Annotated in this window: 8 protein-coding genes; 6 read left to right on the forward strand and 2 right to left on the reverse strand. The window is 56.8% G+C overall.

Annotation, left to right across the window (positions count from 1 at the left end; genetic code table 11):
* Positions 1-183: 183 nt before the first annotated feature.
* Positions 184-2,838, forward strand: coding sequence for a DNA mismatch repair protein MutS (gene mutS, locus Q31a_RS27635; RefSeq protein WP_145085429.1), 2,655 nt, complete (start codon positions 184-186; stop codon positions 2,836-2,838).
* 123 nt (positions 2,839-2,961) lie between these two features.
* On the opposite strand, the gene Q31a_RS27640 is transcribed toward mutS, so the two are convergent.
* Entirely contained in the window at positions 2,962-3,900 is a 939-nt protein-coding gene (locus Q31a_RS27640; protein ID WP_145085432.1) for a hypothetical protein, read from the reverse strand.
* Between the two features lie 782 nt (positions 3,901-4,682).
* On the opposite strand from Q31a_RS27640, the gene acnA reads away from it, so the two are divergent.
* The 4 genes from acnA (at position 4,683) to Q31a_RS27660 (ending at position 17,044) form a co-directional block, all read left to right on the forward strand.
* Complete coding sequence (acnA, locus tag Q31a_RS27645; RefSeq protein ID WP_145085436.1) at positions 4,683-7,403, forward strand: aconitate hydratase AcnA; 2,721 nt, start codon at positions 4,683-4,685, stop codon at positions 7,401-7,403.
* Between the two features lie 88 nt (positions 7,404-7,491).
* Entirely contained in the window at positions 7,492-11,283 is a 3,792-nt protein-coding gene (locus Q31a_RS27650; protein WP_145085439.1) for a CRTAC1 family protein, read from the forward strand.
* A 1,043-nt stretch (positions 11,284-12,326) separates the two neighbouring features.
* Positions 12,327-15,164: a multiheme c-type cytochrome gene (locus tag Q31a_RS27655; protein ID WP_145085442.1), complete on the forward strand. Its 2,838-nt coding sequence runs from the start codon at positions 12,327-12,329 to the stop codon at positions 15,162-15,164.
* Positions 15,165-15,178: 14 nt separating this feature from the next.
* Positions 15,179-17,044, forward strand: a complete 1,866-nt coding sequence (locus Q31a_RS27660) for a CRTAC1 family protein (RefSeq protein WP_231690976.1) — start codon at positions 15,179-15,181, stop codon at positions 17,042-17,044.
* Between the two features lie 472 nt (positions 17,045-17,516).
* Here the strand turns inward: Q31a_RS27660 and Q31a_RS27665 are convergent, their stop codons facing one another.
* Positions 17,517-20,516 (reverse strand): CHAT domain-containing protein, encoded by a 3,000-nt coding sequence (locus Q31a_RS27665; RefSeq protein WP_145085448.1) that lies wholly within the window; start codon positions 20,514-20,516, stop codon positions 17,517-17,519.
* A gap of 241 nt (positions 20,517-20,757) precedes the next feature.
* On the opposite strand from Q31a_RS27665, the gene Q31a_RS27670 reads away from it, so the two are divergent.
* Positions 20,758-20,994, forward strand: a complete 237-nt coding sequence (locus Q31a_RS27670) for a hypothetical protein (RefSeq protein WP_145085452.1) — start codon at positions 20,758-20,760, stop codon at positions 20,992-20,994.
* Positions 20,995-21,103 lie beyond the last annotated feature (109 nt).

Consider the following 21,103-nt stretch of genomic DNA (forward strand, 5'->3'; position numbering starts at 1 on the left):
TACAAGCCCACTCCCAGTGTTTGGGAAAACCGATATCGTAGGGATGTAGGCCGCTGGCCCGAGAGAGGCCAGCCGCAGATGCAGCCAGGACGCCCCCCTCTCCTCCGCACGTAGGCAGCGTCAGCCCCGCATACTTCCTAGCCGCCGGCATCCCGAAAGCCCCGTAGAAAGAAATCATCCGACATGACCGTTTCCCCCATGATGCGCCAGTACGAAGAGGCGAAGCAGGTCTGCGGAGACGCGCTGCTCCTCTTTCGCATGGGAGACTTCTATGAGCTTTTTCATGAAGACGCTAAGACTTGTGCCCGCGTTCTAGGACTCACACTCACCAGCCGGGATAAGGGAGAGAACCCCATCCCCATGGCCGGATTCCCCTACCATCAATTGGAGGGCTATCTCGCCAAACTCATTCGCAGCGGTCATCGCGTGGCGGTCTGCGATCAAGTCGAAGACCCCAAGGAAGCCAAGGGAATCGTGCGCCGCGAGGTCACGCGCATCGTCACCGCCGGCACACTGACCGACGAAGCCCTGCTGGACCCACTGCACACCAATCTACTGGTGGCCGTGTTCAGCCTGAAACCGGGACGCAATGCGACGAGCAGCGAGGAAACACAGGTCGGCATGGCCTGGGCCGAGCTCTCTACCGGACGCTTCGAAGCGGGTTTGTTTCCAGCCAGCAAGATGCTCGATGAGCTCGCTCGCCTAGAACCCTCAGAAGTCTTGATTCGCGAAGACGACACCGTCTTGTCCACCGATGCCGACTACCCCTGGACCGTTACCTTACGCCCCACTTGGCAATTTGGTAGCGAAGAGGCTTCGCGGCAATTGTGCCAACACTTCGGCACGCAAAATTTGGAAGGCATGGGCTGGGACGAACAGAGCGATGGACTCGCCGTCGGTGCCGCAGGAGCAGTCTTGGCCTACCTCCTGGAGACTCAAAAGACCTCTCTGGGCCACGTGCAGCAATTGCATCCCTACCGTCAGGGGCAAACTCTAGAGATCGATGCTGCCACTCGACGCAGCCTTGAGCTAACGCATACGATGCGCGATCGTGAAAGAAGTGGCTCGCTCTTGGCGGTTCTCGATCAAACTTGTACATCGATGGGAGCCCGCCGTCTGGCAAGTTGGCTGGCTGCCCCACTCCTCAATTTAAATACCATCCAAGAGCGGCACGGCGCCGTCGAAGAGCTGCACAGCGATTCGCGATTGAGAAGTGAATTGCGAGCCTTGTTGCTGGATATCTATGACCTTGAACGCCTGTTAGGTCGCGTCGCCACAGGCCGCGCGAGCCCACGAGATTTGCGACAGGTCGGGACCACCCTGGAACAGCTACCGGCGATCAAACAGGTGCTCGCCTCTCGTCGCAGTGAGCGACTACAGCAACTGCAAGAAGAGTTGCTGCTGTGCGAAGCGCTGCGCGACGAACTGCTAGCAGCATTCAATGAAAGTTGCCCATTGCACCTCCGCGACGGTGGCTTCATCCGCGAAGGCTATCATGCCCAGCTCGATGAATTGCGGCGTCTCGCCTCAGGCGGTAAACAGTGGATTGCGGAATACCAAGCGCGACAGACCGAGCTGACTGGCATCACGAGCCTCAAAGTTGGATACACCAAGGTGTTCGGCTACTACCTGGAAGTCACCAACGCGCACAAGGACAAAGTTCCAGACCATTTTGTGCGCAAACAAACGCTCAAGAATGCAGAGCGTTACATTACCGATGAACTGAAGAAATACGAGATCAAAGTCATCTCCGCCGACGAACAAGCGCTGGGTCTCGAGCTAGAGTTGTTTCAAGAACTGCGAAACCGAGTCTCTACGCACCTGAGCGAATTACAACAAGTTGCCACCGTGCTGTCGGAATTGGATGTACTCGCTGGCTTAGCCGAATTGGCGCAGCGCCAGGATTACATTCGACCAGAGATGCTCGATTCGGACGAACTGGAAATCATCGAAGGGCGACATCCGGTATTGGATGTCACAACCCCCAAGGGGACTTTCGTTCCCAATGACTGCCAAGTAGGAGCATCCCACGGCTCCATCGTCCTGATCACCGGTCCCAACATGGCGGGTAAAAGCACATACATTCGCCAGGTGGCATTGCTCACACTCATGGCCCAACTTGGAAGCTTTGTACCTGCCAAGCGAGCAAGAATTGGGGTTGCCGATCGAATCTTTGCCCGCGTCGGTGCCAGCGACGAACTTTCGCGAGGCCAAAGTACCTTCATGGTAGAGATGGTGGAAACCGCACGCATTCTCAATACCGCTTCCAACCGCAGCTTGGTCATTCTCGACGAGATCGGACGCGGCACCAGTACCTATGACGGCCTGAGTCTAGCGTGGGCAATTGTCGAACACTTGCACGATCATGTTTGCGCCCGTACGTTTTTTGCGACCCACTACCATGAGCTAACCCAACTTGATAAATCCCTGCCTGGAGTTCGGAACTTCAATGTGGCGGTTAAAGAGTGGGACGAAAACATCGTCTTCCTCCATCGCATCGTCCCCGGCGGAGCGGACAAGAGCTATGGGATCCATGTCGCACGACTGGCTGGTATTCCACGCGAAGTCAACGAACGTGCCAAAGACATTTTGACGCAATTGGAGTCAGACCATTTGGACAAGCGCGGGGACTCCAAAATCTCGCCTCCCAAACGCAAGCCAGGCGCCCCCATCCAACTCACTCTGTTTGAGGTTGGCGATCATCCACTGCTGGAGAAGCTGCGCGGACTAGATTTGCAATCAACAACACCGTTCGAAGCCCTGCAGTTACTCGCGGGCTGGCAAAGCGAACTTCAGACCGAAGAACTCTCCGCGCACAAAAAAACACCGCGAAGCTAAGGAGGCGCTTCATGCGGTGCTTTTTGGACATGGCGGGCGTGGCTCTAACCCTTCATGCCGCGGTCTTGGTTCGGAGGATTCCTAGCTCAAGCGTCAGTGCGTCTGCAAGAAGCTTCCTACAGATCAGCGAAGAGGGTTGTGGTAGTAGTCGAAGTGCTCGGACTCGGTCTCGCCAGTGGAATTCAACGGCGTAGCTCTCAAGTTGGCTTGGGGACCAATGCGAGCCGGGTGGGTAGCAACGGCCTTCGGTTCGACTTCCTTCGCTGCCGAGGCAACCACCACTGCTCGCAGAGGAGCCACCGCCCCCGCGCCTCGCGAGTACGCCTCGACGCCCAATTCCGGAGCAGGATTACTCGCAAGTGCCGAATGGTTCACCGCAGAATCATCTCGCAGCCGAACCCATTGGCGCGCATTCGCCTGTTCGTCGTAGCGAGCTCCATAGGATGGTACCGCTTGTCCAGCGGGCGATAAAATCGAACGTCCATGCGAGACGGTTCGTGCCGGCATCCTGCGGACGCGAGCCGCCGCGTCGTCGATGAAGGGATTGCCTGGCACTTCATCCACCGCCCGCGGTAAGGGCAGAGGTGCACGACTCGGAGCTGCCGGAGGAGCATTTCGGTAGCTAGGCACGCTTGGGCCCCCAGCTGGACTGCGTTGCCTGCTCTCTCCCGAAGCTCGTGACGATGGCGTGGCGGTTCCCGCGTGAAGCTCACAGCCGCACGAATTGAGCTCACATCCACAAGTATTCAACTCGGCGCCACATGTATTGAGTTCTGCACCGCAGGTATTCAGCTCACAACCGCATGAACTTGCTTTTCCCGGATGGGTGTCGCACTGCTTGCGAGTCAACTGAAGCGAAGGAAGCGAGATCAACCCCTTGACCCCCGTGTGAATCTCATTGGCCATCCCGCTGGCCACATCGAGGATACCGCAATCGTCACAGATCCGACAATTTTGGTGGGGTGCCTGATTGCACTTGTCGCAAGCAGTTAGTGGCACGGCTACTTGGCATAACCCAGCCAGAACAGCGGTCAGACTGGCGATGAATTGAGTACGTTTCATGAAACTCGGGCTCCGATCCCTGTTCGCGATCACCGCTGGTGAGCGGCCGTTATTCTATCAGGAGAATGGTTTCGACACGTTCCGCCTCCGCTCGATCCGAGCGTGGACAGCCGTGAGCATGGCGAAGGACAGAACCATTCTGCCGATCCTAAGTGGCATTCAACCTAGGACAGTTCATCGAACCGATACGCCCGTCATTTGCAGAACTTTCCGAACATGCGCAACATTCACCCCTAAGCCCCCAGCTTAACAGCAGCGAATTTCGCTTGAGGACAGCCCAAGAAACTCGGAAAGATTGCCCGAAACGGGTCGCGAATTAGCCGACGGCAGAGGGTCTCGCAGCATCACATCAAGTCCTTCAGCGATGCTGGCGAAGGGCATGACGGGACGCTTTGAGAGAGGGTAGTTGCTCCCTGACTGGCGGCGGCCCGCCCGGCAGCGGTTCCTGAAACCAGACGCAACGCAGCGCGACTTGCTGGCAAGTCGATTCGGCAGAAAAGCCGCAACTCGGGCATCCTGTCGCACCCTGAGGGGCGAAAGTGGGCTGAATGAGGCCGAAGACAATCGCCGAATCATCGGCTACAATGCAGGGCTTGGTCCCGCTCAGTCCGGCGTTGCACACCCCGTTGATTGGTGCGGCCCCAAGCAGGAATTTTTCCACGATTTATTTGTTCATCGACTCACCGCGTTTCCGCATGACACTTAGGGATTTCCGAGTACCGGCCCCCTAAGCCGACTTCCAGGAAACGCTCCCACAGGCACCACGCTGAGACAACATCAACATGTCTAATCCTTCGCCGCTCCACGACCCATTTAAAGTTCGAGACACCTTTAGCGGCCCTACTGGCGAGATTGGGTTTTATAGCCTCAAAAAGCTCGAAGCGGCAGGCTTTGGTGAGATCTCAAAACTCCCGTTTTCGATACGCATCCTCCTGGAAGCCGTACTGCGAAACTGCGACGGCTACATCGTCAACCAAGAGGATGTCGTCAATCTCGCCCAATGGGATGCAGCCAAGCCGGCCCCGGTGGAAATTCCATTCATGCCAGCCCGCGTCGTACTCCAAGACTTCACAGGCGTTCCTTGCGTCGTCGATCTGGCGGCGATGCGCGACGGCATGAAGGCCCTGGGGGGGGATCCCAAGAAAATCAATCCCCTGATTCCCGTCGACTTGGTGATCGATCACTCCGTGCAGGTGGACCTGTTCGGGACGCTCGATTCTCTGACGCGCAATGTCGAGATCGAATTCGAACGCAATAAGGAACGCTACGAGTTCCTGCGTTGGGGGCAGCAGGCATTCAACAACTTCCGGGTTGTTCCTCCCAACACCGGTATCGTCCACCAAGTCAATTTGGAGTATCTCGCTCAAGGGGTTTTTGTGCGTGAAGACGCCGTCGGCCCCGTGGCACTCCCCGACACTCTAGTCGGTACCGACAGCCACACGACCATGATCAACGGATTGGGTGTTCTTGGTTGGGGAGTCGGGGGGATTGAGGCGGAAGCTGGCATGCTTGGACAACCCCTGTACATGCTCATGCCCGAAGTTGTGGGGTTCGAAGTCACCGGAAAACTGCCGGCCGGAGCCACCGCTACCGACCTAGTGCTCAAGGTCACCGAAATCTTGCGCAGCGCAGGAGTTGTCGGAAAATTCGTTGAGTTCTTTGGATCTGGCGTCACCAATATGTCGCTGGCCGACCGGGCTACCATCGCCAACATGGCTCCCGAATACGGTGCCACAATGGGCTACTTCCCAGTCGACGCTGAGACGCTCCATTTTATGGAACGCACCGGACGTTCGGCGGAGCAGGTCAAGCTGCTGGAAACCTACATGCGTGCACAAGGCTTGTTTCGCGAGGACAATTCCCCCGCGCTGAACTACACGCGCACACTCGGCTTGGACATGAGTGAAGTCGAACCAGCCTTGGCAGGTCCCAAGCGACCACAGGATCGCGTGCCGCTTCGCAGCATGAAGGCGTCGTTTGAGGCCGCGCTTTCCGCGCCAGTGTCCGCACGCGGTTTCGGACTGGCAGACGAGGCACTCAGCACGAAATCCATCGTCCAAAACAATGGCCATTCGACGGAAATCGGCCACGGATCTGTGGTTATCGCCGCGATTACGAGCTGTACCAATACCTCCAATCCATCGGTGATGATCGGTGCTGGATTGCTCGCACGCCGCGCTGTGGAAAAGGGACTAACCGTACCGGACTATGTCAAAACGTCATTGGCACCTGGCTCGCGTGTGGTCACCGACTACCTTGATAAAGCCAATTTGTCCGACGCATTGTCCAAACTCGGTTTCTACACCGTCGGCTACGGCTGCACCACCTGTATCGGCAACAGTGGGCCACTCCCGGAATCGGTGGCCACTGCTATCACCGAGGGCGATTTGGTAGCCGCTGCAGTGTTGAGCGGAAATCGCAATTTCGAAGGTCGCGTCAATCCACTCACGCGAGCCAATTACTTGGCAAGTCCGCCATTGGTTGTGGCCTACGCCATCGCGGGGTCGGTGGATATCGACCTTGTCACCGAACCCCTAGGGACCACGCCAGCCGGCGAGCCAGTCTACCTCAAAGACATTTGGCCTTCCGCCGAGGAGATCCAAGCCACCATCGAAGCTTGTGTCTTGCCAGAGATGTTTAAGCACCAGTACTCCAGCGCTTTCACCTCGAACGAAAAATGGAATGCCATTGAAATCACCGAAGGAGACCTCTACGACTGGAGTGACGCTAGCACCTACATCCAGCGTCCCCCTTTCCTCGAAGGCATTACCGCCGAAATCACTCCCCCCAAACCAATCCAGGGAGCTCGCTGCCTAGCGCTACTGGGCGATTCGGTAACGACGGACCATATTTCACCAGCCGGGGCCATCACCAAACTAAGTCCAGCCGGAGAGTACCTCATTGAGCACTCGGTTGAACAACGTGACTTCAATAGCTACGGGTCACGCCGTGGCAATGATCGCGTCATGGTGCGTGGTACTTTTGCGAATATTCGCATCCGCAATCAGATGGTCCCCAATACCGAGGGAGGCTACACCAAGCATGTCCCCAGTGGAGAAGAGCTGGCGATCTACGATGCCGCCATGCGTTATCGGGCAGAGTCCACTCCACTCGTGGTTCTCGCTGGCGCCGAATACGGGACTGGCAGCAGTCGTGACTGGGCCGCCAAGGGCACGCTACTGCTCGGAGTTCGCGCGGTGATCGCGGCGAGCTACGAACGGATCCACCGTAGCAATCTGGTAGGTATGGGAATCCTGCCACTCCAATTCAGTGAGGGCGAAACCTGGCAATCACTCGGCCTTACCGGAGATGAGCAATTTGACATTGGCAGTGACGATCGACCGCTAGAACCACGCGGTACACTGCAAGTCCAAGCAACCTCCGCTGATGGCACCAGTCGTCTCTTTGAAGTCGCAGTCCGAATCGACACCCCCGTTGAGCTCGACTACTACTACAACGGCGGCATCCTTCCCACAGTACTTCGGAAGCTAGCTGCCAGCTGATCATCTCCTACAGTGGACTATCAACAGTTGTACGCTTGAAAAAAGGGGGGCTCCTCTGATGCCCCCCTAGAACCGGAGTGAATTGCGAATGTCGACGCCACGTGGAAACCTTCCCCTTGTGCTCGGTATAGTGGGGATCCTTCTGGTCGCGGTTGCAATCGGTTTCGTCCTGAGCAGCCGCGCACCCACCCCTATACCGGTTCCCCCTCCTCAAACGGCTCAAGATCCCAACGCTCCTCCCCCGCAAACACGCTTCACTCCAGCGCAATTCCGTGTTGCCGTTGAGGCGGTTGCAGCTACGGAGGAAGCCGACTTCGAACGTGCTCGCAAGCACTGGGCCGATCTGCTGGAAATCTTTCCAGACGACCCCGACCTCCGCATTAACCAGGCGGTCGCAGTCCTGAAGTGGATTGGCACGATCGATCAGGCGCTGAACAGCAACGATGGCAAGACCTCTCCCGCCGACCGCGAGCGGCTGCTGCAGGAGATTGATTCGGCCTACGCCCAAGCTTCGCTGGTGACCGACGAGCTTGCCCAATTGGAACAGGTCGATTCACGCGTACCACTCATCCGAAGCGCTATCCTCACCTCCAAAGCGAGCCGAGTCCCCTATCCAGAGGACATGGCCCTGCACAAGCAGGCGGCTGAAATTCTGGCCACCGCTCTCAAGCAAGATCCTAGCCAACCTCTACTAGCCACCAGCTTTGATGAATCGCTCAATGTTCTAGCTGGCACGGCCCCCGAACTGGAGTCGCAGCGCGCCGATTTTCTGTACGCCGGCTGGCAGGCTATGCCACGTAACTTATTCCTATTGCGCCGCGCGGCTGATGCGTTGCTCGATGCCCAGGACCCTCGGCTCCAGGAGCTGCTCCAGCCCTCGCTGGATATCACGCGTCCCACCTGGAGCATGCTCCAACGCCAAATCGATTCCCTCAAGCCGGAGGAATTAGTTCCACAAGCGGTAGCCGCCATCCAGGCAGGTGCTTGGGACCAAACTCGCAAGCTCAGATTCTGGTTTAACCTGTTGACCGCCACACCGGGTTTTAATGCTGACAACAAGCTCGTCAAACCCGATCCACTCGCTCTGCTCGACACCTCCTTTCTATTGAGATTGGCCCCTGAGCAGGCTCCTTCCACCGAGAACGACTCCTCAGCCACGGCAGCGGGCGGCAGCGACCACTCCCCCACCCTGCCCGCTTACCAACCGCAACAAACAACGACGGCTGCTGCCACTGCGGCAGCTTGGTACGATTTCGATTTCGACCTACGTAGCGACTTAGTGGTTGTCAATGATCAGGAGCTTGAATTCTGGCACGTCACGGTCGAAGGGCTCACGCGAGCTCACCAACTAAGGCTCACCACCGCCGCCAGCGGCATGCTGCCCGTCGATTTGTTCGAAGTCGATGCACCGTCGCGTCCCAAGCTTCCCGCGTCGGTGGCCGAATTAATGATTGAACACTCCTCCGCCATTCCCGCACAGATTGCCGAGGACGCACCCGCCGTGTTTGGTGGTCGTCATGACACCCTCCAAGAGTTGCTACTGTGGGGTCAAGAGGGAGTTTCCGTCATTACGACTGACGGCACCGTTGCCGGGTATCGCGTAATGGAGGAAGAAACGGGACTCGAACCGCTGCAAGAAGTGCTCCACATTGCAACCGCTGATTGGGAATCCGATGGAGATCTCGACCTGCTCGTGGTGACCACAGCAGGGATTCACATGATGCAAAACAACGGCAATCGAACGTTCCAAGACATTTCCAAGTACAGCCAAATGCCTCCTGAGCAGGTGCGTGTAGTACAGACCGTGGCCTGCGATATCGACCGCGACCTAGATCCCGATTTCATGCTTGTGTCCGACGGCCCTCCCGCGGTCCTCGAAAATATTCAACATGGACAATTCCGCTATCGATCCCTCGAATCGGATCGCTGGCCGAGTCTCGCAGGTAGTGCAGCCCTGGCCATTGGTGATTTCGACCACAATGGTAGTTGGGATTTTCTCGCCACTTCGGGAGCAGAGTCTCAGTTGACTCTAACTCGAAATTCTGGCCCAGAACGGATGCATGTGATTCGCAGCGAGCGATTCGCTGGAGAGCCGCCAGCAGCCGCGATGGCCTCTTCGGAGCCATCCGCCGATGTGGCAGTGGGAGATCTCAACAATGACGGTCACCTGGATCTTCTACTGGCCAGCTCAACGGGCCTCCAAGCTCGAATGGGCATTCCTCAAGCACAGTTCGCCCCGGCAGTTACGCTGACAACGGAGCCGACCAACTCCCTCTCGCTGATCGATCGAAATTACGAGGGGAAGCTCGATATTTTGGCCATTGTCAACGGCCAGCCTACGGTGTGGTCCGCCCCTTCTACCGCAGCTTCAACCAACTTTGTCGATGTTCGCCTAACGGGGATCAACGACATCAATGGTGGTGGACGTATCAATCACTATGGGATCGGTTCCACACTGGAGTTGTGGGGAGGCTCGACCCTGTTCATGCAGATGGTTCAAACGCCGGTCACACATTTCGGTTTGGGGGAGAATTCACCGGAAAACCTCCGCGTCATCTTTACAAATGGATTAACGCAGAACGTCGAAGACGTGCTGCCCAATACCTTGGTGGAAGAGAAGCAACTGCTGCGTGGATCGTGCCCCTATGTCTACGGTTGGGATGGTGAACGGTTTCAGTTAATTACTGACCTTCTCTGGAATGCTCCTCTCGGATTGCAAATTGCGCGCGGACAAACGCTCCCCGACCGCAGATGGGAGTACCTCATGCTACCGGGCGAATTGGTGCAGCCCCGACAGGGGAAAATCGAACTGCGTGTGACGGAAGAGCTTTGGGAAGTCGCCTACTTTGATCACATTCTATTGACGGCGGTTGACCACCCCGCCGAACAGCGTCTGTTCACCAACGAGAAGGTTGGGCCAGCCCCCCTTGCCGAACCACAGCTATTTACGGCTGAGAAAACAGTTTACCCCCTGCGGGCATTCGACACTCGCGGGCGAGACAAGACCTCGACCCTACAGAGCTTGGACCGCCAATACCTGCAACCCTTTGATATCCAAATCTGCCAAGGTCTCTGTGAACCTCATTTTGTGGAACTCGATTTCGGGGAACTCCCGACAGACGAGCACCTGCGTCTGTTTTTGAATGGCTGGATGTACCCCACCGACACATCACTCAATATTGGCATCGGACAAAATCCACTCCGCAACTTACCGGAGCCTCCTTCGTTGTGGGTCGTCGATCAGTCGGGACAATGGGTTTGCGCACAGCCCTTCATGGGATTCCCGGGAGGAAAACCGAAGTCGATCGTGGTCGACCTCCAAGGTATTTTCCCGACGGATGACCATCGCCTACGAATCGCTGGTAGCCAACAGATCTACTGGGATGAAGCATTCGTCTCCTGGGACTCCACTCCGGCCAGCCTCCGCCAACAGACACTCCCCCTGGAGTCGGCCGATCTGCACTACCGCGGCTTCAGCCAATTTCTGCCTCGCGAGCCTGACCAGCCTCATTGGTTCGACTACCAAGCGGTATCCCAAGAGCCCAATTGGCCCCAGCTCGATGGCCCATTCACTCGCTATGGCGATGTCAAACGCATACTGGCAAGCGACGACGACGCGATGGTCGTCATGACCTCCGGTGATGAAATCCAGCTAACATTCTCAGCTCCAAGCACACCGCTGCCCGCTGGGTGGCAGCGCGACTACATCCTGCACAGCACCGGCTGGGACAAAGACGCCGACATCAATACCTTGCATGGGCAGGGCTCACTACCACTTCCCTTCAAATCCCAATTGGCCTACCCCGCCACTTTGGAACAAGCCGCCCAGGCACAGCAAGTGTGGGATAAGAATTCTGCCACGCTGACCCGCTCAAATTGACGCCTACGTTTCTAGTAGATAGGATAAAGGGACGGTAGTTAGCTGCCATCCCTACTCTTCGACTAGCGACACTCGTCCATGCCCCGTCCCACACCCGCAATTTCCACGGAGAAACGAGCCGATTTCGGTTTTGCAGCTTCTTCGTGTGCGGTGGCTAGGTTCGCTTGGAATCAAGCATGCTGGTGTTTTGTGGTGGTTCTGTGCCTTCTCGCCAGCAGTCCCAGTTCGATTTACGCGGCTGGGTGCCATAGTCAGCCGCTCCCTCAGACCTATTTCGCAGGTGGAACGGTACACACTCTGGCCGCCTGGGTGCCGTGGACAACCGGTTCCGTACAGCGAGTCTACACAGAGGGCAAACTGGTCTATTTTCCACTGATTTTAGATGGCAGTTCTCCCTGTCGCGGTCCGAACTGCGACGGCGCTCCCCCCTCCCCCAGCTTCTCTTCCCCCGCGTTGGTAGAATCGCAACCAACCTTGGCTGTAGGTTTGCCCTCCGCCCCTGTGGAGCTTCTTCCTCAACCATGCTCACGCTCGCAACTCTCTGCGGACGGAGCGACTTCTTCACCAGTATTGGCTGGTCCCTGGAAGCCCCCTCGCGTTTAGTTAGACCGACTGGGCGTCTCCCAATGTGGAATCCTTCGGGGTACTCCGTTCCCAGCCAGCGTGTCGCGCTACCGCCGGGCGGTACCGATTCCCACCCCTAGCTTCGCAATTGCGGACCTAGCGTGGATCGTATCCTCGAGAAGTCTTGGAATTCACTGGGCATGCGTCCATGGTGATTCATCTGCAACAGCGGCGATGAACACAGTTGGCAAACCTCCCCCCACGCCACGCAAGTGCCCCCAGGCTCTGGAGCGAGCTCTGATCTGTGGGTTTTACGATTGAGCGGAAGACTTACGCCGAATTGAAAAGTAGATGTAGGCTTCCAACAGGCTATTTTTGGCCTGCGAACCTGGAAACCCACCCCATCCGCGCGGCCGCCCAATCTCAAGCCACTTTCAGAACCCAATTAATCAACACAAACAACCAATATTGAGTGTTTTATGAATACCCCAGCCCCTGCATCGAAAGCGTCCTCAACCGGTCATAGGCCACCTCCCAAACGCGTCATTAGCGCGAGGATGCGCATCGTTCTCGTCGTCGTGTTGGGCCTGTTCTCTTTGCTGCTCGCCAACGGCATGTATCTTTCCGCCATCACCGCCCTACAGCACTTTACAGGGTTGGTCTATGAGGATCTCTTCTACCAATTCATGTTCTTAGCCCACTTGGTGCTAGGCTTCCTGTTGATTGCGCCGGTCATTCTGTTTGGCATCGTTCACATGTTGGCCGCCAAGAATCGCCGTAATCGTCGAGCGGTCAAGATCGGCTATACATTGTTCGCGATCTCCATCGTCGTCCTTATCTCGGGCATCCTGCTTACACGGCAATTCGGAATTGATCTCAAACAACCGGCCATACGCAGCATCGTGTATTGGTCGCACATCGTCGCCCCAATTGCTGCGATCTGGTTGTACTGGCTACATCGTCTAGTGGGACCTCGTATTAAATGGTACGTGGGCCGTCGGATTGCAATGGCGACGGTGGTCGTTATTGGATTGATGGTCGTCTTCCAAACTCAAGATCCGCGACAGTGGAATCAGGCTGGCCCCAAGGAAGGCGACAAGTACTTTGAACCTTCTTTGGCGCGTACGGCGACCGGTAACTTTATCCCTGCCCATGCCATGCAGAACGATGAGTATTGCATGAAGTGCCATCAAGACATTTACAACAATTGGTTCCACAGCGCACACCATTTCAGCTCCTTCAACAATCCGGCCTACCTAGCATCGGTTCGTGAAACTCGCAAGAAAATGTTGGAGCGCGATGACGATGTGAAAGGCTCGCGTTGGTGTGCCGGCTGCCATGACCCCGTGCCGTTCTTCTCGGGCGCCTTTGACAAAGTTGACTACGACGACGTCAACGATCCAACCAGCCAAGCGGGTATTACTTGCACAGTCTGCCACGCCATTACGCATGTCGGTTCGATCGCCGATGGCATCCGTACCACTCGTGGTAATGCGGATTATGTGATTGAAGAACCAATCCAGTACCCTTTTGCATACAGTGAGAACTCAATTCTACAGAAGGTGAATGAGTTGCTCATCAAAGCCAAACCAAGCTTTCACAAGAAGACCTTCTTAAAACCATTACATAAGTCTGCCGAGTATTGCGGAACGTGCCACAAGGTTCATCTCCCCAAACAATTGACGGCCTACAAAGAGTTTCTGCGAGGACAGAACCACTATGACAGTTACTTGTTAAGTGGAGTGTCAGGCCATGGAGCGAGTAGCTTCTATTACCCGCCGGAAGCTGAGGAGAACTGTAACGAATGCCACATGCCGGCGATCGCCTCGAATGATTTTGGAGCCAAGTACTCTGAAAAGCTCGGACAGCCCGCCGTTCACGATCACTTTTTTCCTGGCGCCAACACGGCTCTCCCTTGGTGGCGAGGCGAAGATGAATGGGTGGAGTATGCGCGGAAACTGCTGATCGATGTTACACGAGTCGACATCTTTGGCGTGCGTGAGGAGGGAGCCATCGATGGCCAGCTTATCGCCCCCCTGGGCCCTGAATACCCAACGCTGGAGGCCGGCAAGAGCTACCTCCTAGAAACCGTTATTCGAACGACCAAGCTCGGGCACCATTTAACGCAAGGCACCGTCGATTCGAACGAATTGTGGTTGGAAGTCGTCGCGACTAGTGGAGATCGAGTCCTGGGAACCAGCGGTGGCATGGACGAGCTGGGAGAGGTCGATCCCTGGTCGCACTTCGTCAACGTATTTATGCTCGACCGCCACGGAGATCGCATCGCGCGCCGCAACGCAGAAGACATCTTCGTACCGCTTTACAATCACCAAATCCCTCCAGGTGCTGGGCAAACGGTCCACTACGGGTTGGACCTCCCACAGGATATCAGCGAGCCGATCAAGGTTACGTTGAAACTCAAATACCGCAAGTTCGACAAGGAATTTCTCGACTTCATGAACGCAAACCATCGGGAAGGGGATATTGAGTTCCGAGGCCGTGGCCCAGCAGGAGAGACCCCCAATCAGTTACCGGTGACCGTCATGGCAGAAGATACCGTCGTGTTTGATGTGAAGCAGGCGGACGGTAGCGTTGCGATGGCCGACCGTGCACAGCGCAAGACACCCGAGCTTTGGCAGCGTTGGAACGATTACGGCATCGGCATGTTGCTTGCCGGGAAATCGCAACTGCGGCAAGCGGGCGACGCCTTCCGAGAGGTTGAGAAGCTAGGCAGATTCGACGGACCGTTGAATTTAGCCCGAGTGCAATTCTCCGAAGGCGACCTGGATGGTGCCACCGCTTCCTTGGCGCGATCCGCCAACATGGAACCAGCTCCACCGGCCTGGACGCTCGCCTGGCTCAGTGGTGAAGTCAATCGCCAACAAGGCTTCCTGGAACAAGCCGAACAGAACTTCCGTAGCGTACTGGAGGATGACACGGCCGAACGACGGGAGCGCAAATTTGATTTCAGCCTCGATCACCGCGTCAGAAACTCTCTGGGCCTGACGCTAATTGACCTGGCAGAAATTGCTGAAATTCGTGGCGAGACCGAGCGTCGAGACGCGCTGCTGCAACAAGCTGAAAAGGAATTTCTCCAAGTCTTGCAAGTCGACTCCGAGGATGTCTCCGCACATGCAAACCTAGCCACGCTCTATCGTCGTACCGGCGATGAACAGCGAGCCTCCCAACACGGCGAGTTGCAGCTCAAATACAAGATGGATGATAACGCTGCCGACGTAGCCAAACCCATCGCACGTCGCCAGTACCCCGCAGCCGACCATGCTGCCGAACCGCTCGTTATCTACTCGTTGAAATAAAGAAGGAATCTATCGTGCAATCCACTAAGTCTGACTCCCCGCAACGGGAAGACATCCAAGATGATGAAGTTATTGGAACCGCTGTACAGCGTTCGCTAATCGTTCTCGCAACCTTGGCCTGCCTGGGCGGTGCTACGTTCCTCGCTCTAAAGTTCCTTCAGCCACCGCCCCCCGAAGAACATGCAATCCCACTCACGCTCCCGGAGGTTCGCGATACCCAGGCAGTGGAACTCCCCCGCATCCCACTGGTGGACATAACCCAACAGGCCGGTATCGATTGGCAACATGTCAGCGGTATGGAGGGCGAAAAACTACTCCCCGAAACCATGGGGGGTGGAGTGGCCGTCTGGGATTACGATCGCGATGGCGACCAAGATATTTTGTTGGTAGGTAGCCGATCATGGCCCTGGGCCAAGCAAGCGATCGATTCTCCTCGCTCACTGTGCTTGTATCAAAACAACGGGGCTGCTCAATTCACCGATGTGACTCACGCCAGCGGGTTGGACATTGAGTTCTACGGCATGGGACCCGCCATCGGGGACTTCGACAACGATGGCTGGCCGGATCTATTTCTTACCGCCGTCGGACAAAACCATCTCTTTGAGAATGAGGAGGGAAAATTTCTGGACATCACCGCGACCGCTGGTGTCGCAGGCCTCGATTCAGCCTGGAGTACAGGGGCCACGTGGTTCGATTACGACAACGACGGGCGGCTTGATTTGTTTGTCGCCGATTACGTGGTCTGGCAGCGAGACCTGGACCTCTCTCTCGGATTCTCACTCACCGGTATAGGGAGGGCTTACGGACAACCAACCGCCTTTCGTGGCACGCAGTCACGCTTGTATCACAATGACGGCAATGGAGAATTTTCCGATGTAACTCAAGCCATGGGGATCGAAGTCGTCAACGCAGACACCGGCGTCGCGGTCGGTAAGGGACTGGGCGTAGCAGCGATCGATGTCGATCACGACGGATGGACCGATTTGATCGTAGCCAACGACACCGTCCGAAATTTCCTCTACCTCAACATCTCCGGAAAACGCTTTGAAGAATCTGGGATCCCACTCGGCATTGCCTTCGACCGCAGTGGCAATTCGACGGGTGCGATGGGAATCGACTGTGCTTACCTGAGGAACGACGATTCCCTCGCCATTGCCATTGGTAACTTTGCCAATGAACAATCTTCACTGTATGTCTCGCGTGGTTCCCAACCTCCCTTTGTCGATAGCGCCATGGCCAGCGGCATGGGGCCCGCCAGTCGCCTCAACCTGACCTTCGGAATGTTCTTTGCCGATCTCGACCTCGATTCACGGCAAGACATCGTCTGCTCCAATGGACACCTCGAAGCCGAAATCTCCAAGGTGCAAGCGACCCAGCACTACGAGCAACCGCCCCAGTTTTTCTGGAACGCAGGTGCGCAAGGCTCGACAGAGTTAGTCCCCCTGGGAGAGGATCAACTGGGAGCAGACGCCCTCGTGCCGCTGGTTGGACGAGGTGCCGCCTACGGGGATTTGGACAATGACGGAGACCTAGATATCATCCTGATATCCAACAGCGGGCCCGTTCGAGTGCTCCGCAATGACCAAGAATTGAAGCACCATTGGGTTCGACTCGAACTTGAGGGAACGGGCTCTTCCAATCGCGACGCCTATGGTGCAACAGTCACGCTCAACGCAGGAGGACAAACCTATCGCCGCACGACCACGTCCACACGCAGCTATCTAAGTCAATGCGAGCATCCGCTCACCTTTGGGCTGGGTTCGGTAGCGGAAGTCGATAGCGTCACGATCCGGTGGCCCAACGGGGAAACGCAACAATTGACCGAATTGGAAGTGGACAAAACTCACATCCTCCAACAGCCACCTAGCTCCGAGAACTAATCCCGAATTGATCTCGGCTCTGAAAACGCTCGTCAAAGCTTTGAAGGCCCCGAGGTGTCACAGCCGTTGCTCCCTGCGCTGGCGGCTTAACCCGATCGCAACAAGTCGACAACGGCCAGTTGATATCGCATCCCGCCGCGCAACGGCTTGTCGCTTCACGAGCGTTTCAGTTTTACCTTAAAGTAGGCCCCACCAAGCAACCTGTAGCGGCAACCACTCTTCCTTGCTCACCGGCGGGTTCCTAATTCAACATGTCGGAAAGCCAGGCCAGAGCAGTTAATGCTGCCGCGCGCCTCGGGGTACGATTCTTGCCATGGAATTCGAAACCGCCTTCAAGCCACAGGGTCGACAACGGCTAGTTGAGTTCGTCGAATCACAAAGCCCATGCCAGCCGTAAGCTCAGAAAACCTGACAACACTTTTCCACCAACGCTGGAGCCCAAAGATACGACACATTCGAAGCTCCCTGCGGACTATGGGGCGGTGTCTCCCACTGCCATGTAGCCACTCCACAGCAACGGGTGAGTGCCGTGAATCAGCTGCGCGTCCTCATCCCCAGCCGGTTGCAACGCAGGTTCATCGGCAATCAAATATTGCTCGGCCCAATGGGCGAGCAGAGAGCGCCGGAGCGCGGTAGAAGAAGCTTCCGTTGCTAGTTCTTGCAAATAACGCTGCATCAGATATTGGCTGCTCTTGCCCCCGGTGGCCCAGCGACTCAACACGGCGGATTGCGTGCCGCTATACATCAAGGCGCAGGCGGGTAAAAACAAGTCATCCCCCTGCTGCAGCACTCCACTACGGAGCGACGTTGCCATGCCTGGCATCAAGACTCGCAGCGGGGATAGGAAGGGCAATTCAAGCCAGCCTCCCATGGATGACGGGCGAGTCGGCCCCAAGGCCAGTCCCTGCGTTTCCCAACCTGCAGCGGGAACTTCGGCGGCAACCCACAACTGGTCAATGCGCAAGCGCAACCAGTCTGCGGAAGGAACGAGTATTTTCTGAGAAAGCGATACTAGCTGAGAATCGGGAACCACTGCAATCAACTGCCTAGCGAGTGCCGCGTTCGTTTCACGATCGAGAGCGAAAAATCCCCCGACGATTCCCAGCGTATCCTGAATCGCTGGTCGCCCAGCGTTGGCCATTGCCAAACTCCCCAGAGTTGGAATGTAAACGATCGGGTGGTTGGCGATCCAGGGAGCCGCATGAGGCGTATTACCATCTGGCAACAGCTCAAACGGTACATACCACAGACGCTCACTGGGGGCGATAATAATACGCTTGGCAGCTGCTACTTGATCGCGAATGGTGTCGGGGAAAATTGCTGCACAGAGTTCTAAAGCGGTCGAACGCCAAGCCGCATCGGGCCGCTGGACTGCCGACGGCAAGACGGGTGCCCCCTGGGTCCGAACTAAACCAATCTCGGTAGCCAGGGATTTGAGCTCCGCATCCACCGCTCCAACATTGGTGATCGTCCAGACCTCGCAGGTCGCATTTGTGACAGCAACCCCTAGCGCTTGCTGCTTGGCGCACAGAAAACCGAGTAGCAACTCTCCGTCGGCCAGCTGTGACTGCAGTAGAGGCAAACTGGCGGACTGTGGCACAGAGCGTTCCAAAGGGATCCGGCCAACCGAACGCAATAGCATTTCCGATTCCAACTTCCCCGCTAAATCCGTGACGCTCGCAAACGGCTTCTTAGCGCTAGCCGAAAGCTTCCGTTCATCAAGAGGAATGGGCTCTTGTCGCAATTGCTGAACTGCCGCTTCCATTCGCTGTAGATTCAGCGGTAATTCTGGATTCGCTTGCGCAACGCGATCCACGGCCTGCCGATCGGCAGCGCTCAACGTCTGAGGGTCCGCCACGATCGCCTTCCGCCAGGAAAATAATCTCCCACCCAGTGGCAATGCTTCATACAGACGCTCGCGCTGCACGCGATCCATCAACTCGAGTAGTTCCGCCGCATCGGCCCCACGCGCTCTGGCTAGCTCCAAATGGCGGAGGTAGGCTGGAATGCGTGCCGTCGTCACCGTTGCTAGCGTTTCGAGTGGAGCATTCTGCCAAGCTAGAGCCGAGGGCTCCGCAATAGCATCCCCCAGCAGGGACTCCGCCGATTGCGCTGAAAGCGTTCCGGCAGCTAACCGGTCGAGCGTCAGCTGCGTTTGAAAAATCGTCGGAACGAACGCGCCCAGCTCTGCACTCCCCTGCATGATCTGCAGTGCTTCGTTCAGCGATTGCTTTCCCAATGGCTGGCGATTGGTGGCAAAGGCCAGTTGCGCTTTGACATGCGCCAATCGCGCCTGCAACCGTGGCAAGACGATTCCACGCTGCCTCAAGGGCGTCGAAGCCTGGTTGGCTAACTTCTCGGCTCTCGTAAGATCTCCCGCTAGCACAGCCAACTCCGCCGCACCGACACTGGCTGCGACAAAGGCGATCGTACTACGCTTGGCCAGCCAACTGGACATATTTTGCAGCGGCTCAACCAGATCTACACGTGAGCTGGCCGCCCCGCACGAGCCCAGGACTTGCGCAATCTCAGCCAAAATTGGATGTTGCTCGAATTGGGCTGCTAGCAGGCTCGCATCGCCCAACAATTGGATAGCCAATTGATAGCTTCCCTGCTGGGCTTCCAGATCCGCTAAAACCAACAGCGCCAAGGGAGTCAGAAAGTAGTCGAATTTCTGAGCAATCCGCGCCCCCTGCCGAATCTCCTTGGCCGCATCCCTAGGGGCCAGGGAACCTAAGTGGTTCAGTCCCCGTAACGTACTCCACGAAGCCACAACCCAAGCGGCAGTTTGACGAGGATTCTGGCTGAAGTACTGGTCGAGCGCAATGGTCAGCGGTGCTTGGCGAATGTGGGGACCCAATATTTCACGGCGTCTCACAAGGGCCAGGCCGAGTGTCTGAAAAACCTCGGTAGCGTCCAGCCGGGTCACCAGACTCACCGGCGCAACGATTCCGCCTTGGGGGCCCACTTGGGCTTGGTTGAGATCGACCGCCAGCTGAATGGCCGCAGGCACCCCTACGACGCCACTGGGTGTCGACCTTGGCAGCCAGTTCACGCCCTTCGCGAATTCAATCGCTGGCAACTGCTCCCCCGGAATTTCGAGTTGATCCAGCCAGTCTGGATTTTCGATTGCCAGCTGAAGTGCCGATTCGTACAGCTCCAGTGCGGCGCCCAAATTCCCTTGTTGATAGAAGCACTCGCCACGCATCACGAGCGGTGGCACGCTGTCGATCCATCGCAACTCGCCAATGCGACGGGCGCGACTACGCGCCGTGTCAAACCCTTCGGCCGCGTCGAGCGTACGTCCGGCCCCCAGCAGCTCCCGAGAGAGATAGTACTCCGCTCTAGGCAGCTCACTCACCGCTTGCGCCAGCGCGGTCGACTGGGCCCCTGCCCCGAGCAATCCGAGCCAGAGAACCCACACAACACCCAATGTGGGCGGTACAGATACGGTAGTGAGTTTAAGAGTCATAGGTCCCGATTTTTCCGAACAGAATAGCGGATTCGATCGACGCACCAACCGCTGAGGGAAACTGCAGATGTTGCTAGCAATCTATTTTAACCAGGACGCCGCGCCCCAAGTCGCATAAAACAAGCAATATTCCTTCAACCGCTTCCACAAGATTGACCGATAGAACCGTTAGATCTTACCGCAGACGCCGTCTGCACAGGCAAAACGACCGTGAATCGATGGATGTCGAGGAGAATAGCTCATGACTGAGACCAAGCGTTCGCAGGCTTGGAAGTACGCCTTCCTTGGATTGCTGCTTGCTGGAGGGATAGCCCCATCGGTTGGTTGCCAAGTATCGGTAGCAGGGCAAACCCTGCCCAGCCCTTACTACTTGCACGACGATGTACAGTACTTCCCCGCTGGCCCAGAAAACAAGATCGCCAACGAAACCGCGGCGATGAAGTCAGCTCGCGCACAGGCTCAGCAGAACGTCCGCTAGCGGACTCTCCGCAAATGGTGACTTGCCGCCCCTCTGGCTTTCCGGTTCAGTATTCTCATCACTGAGCTGCGGTAGTGAATTGGTAAACAACCAACGGAGGGCAGCCGCA

Origin of the sequence: Aureliella helgolandensis (assembly GCF_007752135.1) — a bacterium.
Lineage (GTDB): Bacteria > Planctomycetota > Planctomycetia > Pirellulales > Pirellulaceae > Aureliella > Aureliella helgolandensis.

Coding starts and splice junctions, on each gene's coding strand:
- acnA (WP_145085436.1), top strand. CDS start 4,683: ATGTCTAATCCTTCGCCGCTCCACGACCCATTTAAAGTTCGAGACACC.
- Q31a_RS27670 (WP_145085452.1), top strand. CDS start 20,758: ATGACTGAGACCAAGCGTTCGCAGGCTTGGAAGTACGCCTTCCTTGGA.
- Q31a_RS27650 (WP_145085439.1), top strand. CDS start 7,492: ATGTCGACGCCACGTGGAAACCTTCCCCTTGTGCTCGGTATAGTGGGG.
- Q31a_RS27665 (WP_145085448.1), bottom strand. CDS start 20,516: ATGACTCTTAAACTCACTACCGTATCTGTACCGCCCACATTGGGTGTT.
- Q31a_RS27640 (WP_145085432.1), bottom strand. CDS start 3,900: ATGAAACGTACTCAATTCATCGCCAGTCTGACCGCTGTTCTGGCTGGG.
- mutS (WP_145085429.1), top strand. CDS start 184: ATGACCGTTTCCCCCATGATGCGCCAGTACGAAGAGGCGAAGCAGGTC.
- Q31a_RS27655 (WP_145085442.1), top strand. CDS start 12,327: ATGAATACCCCAGCCCCTGCATCGAAAGCGTCCTCAACCGGTCATAGG.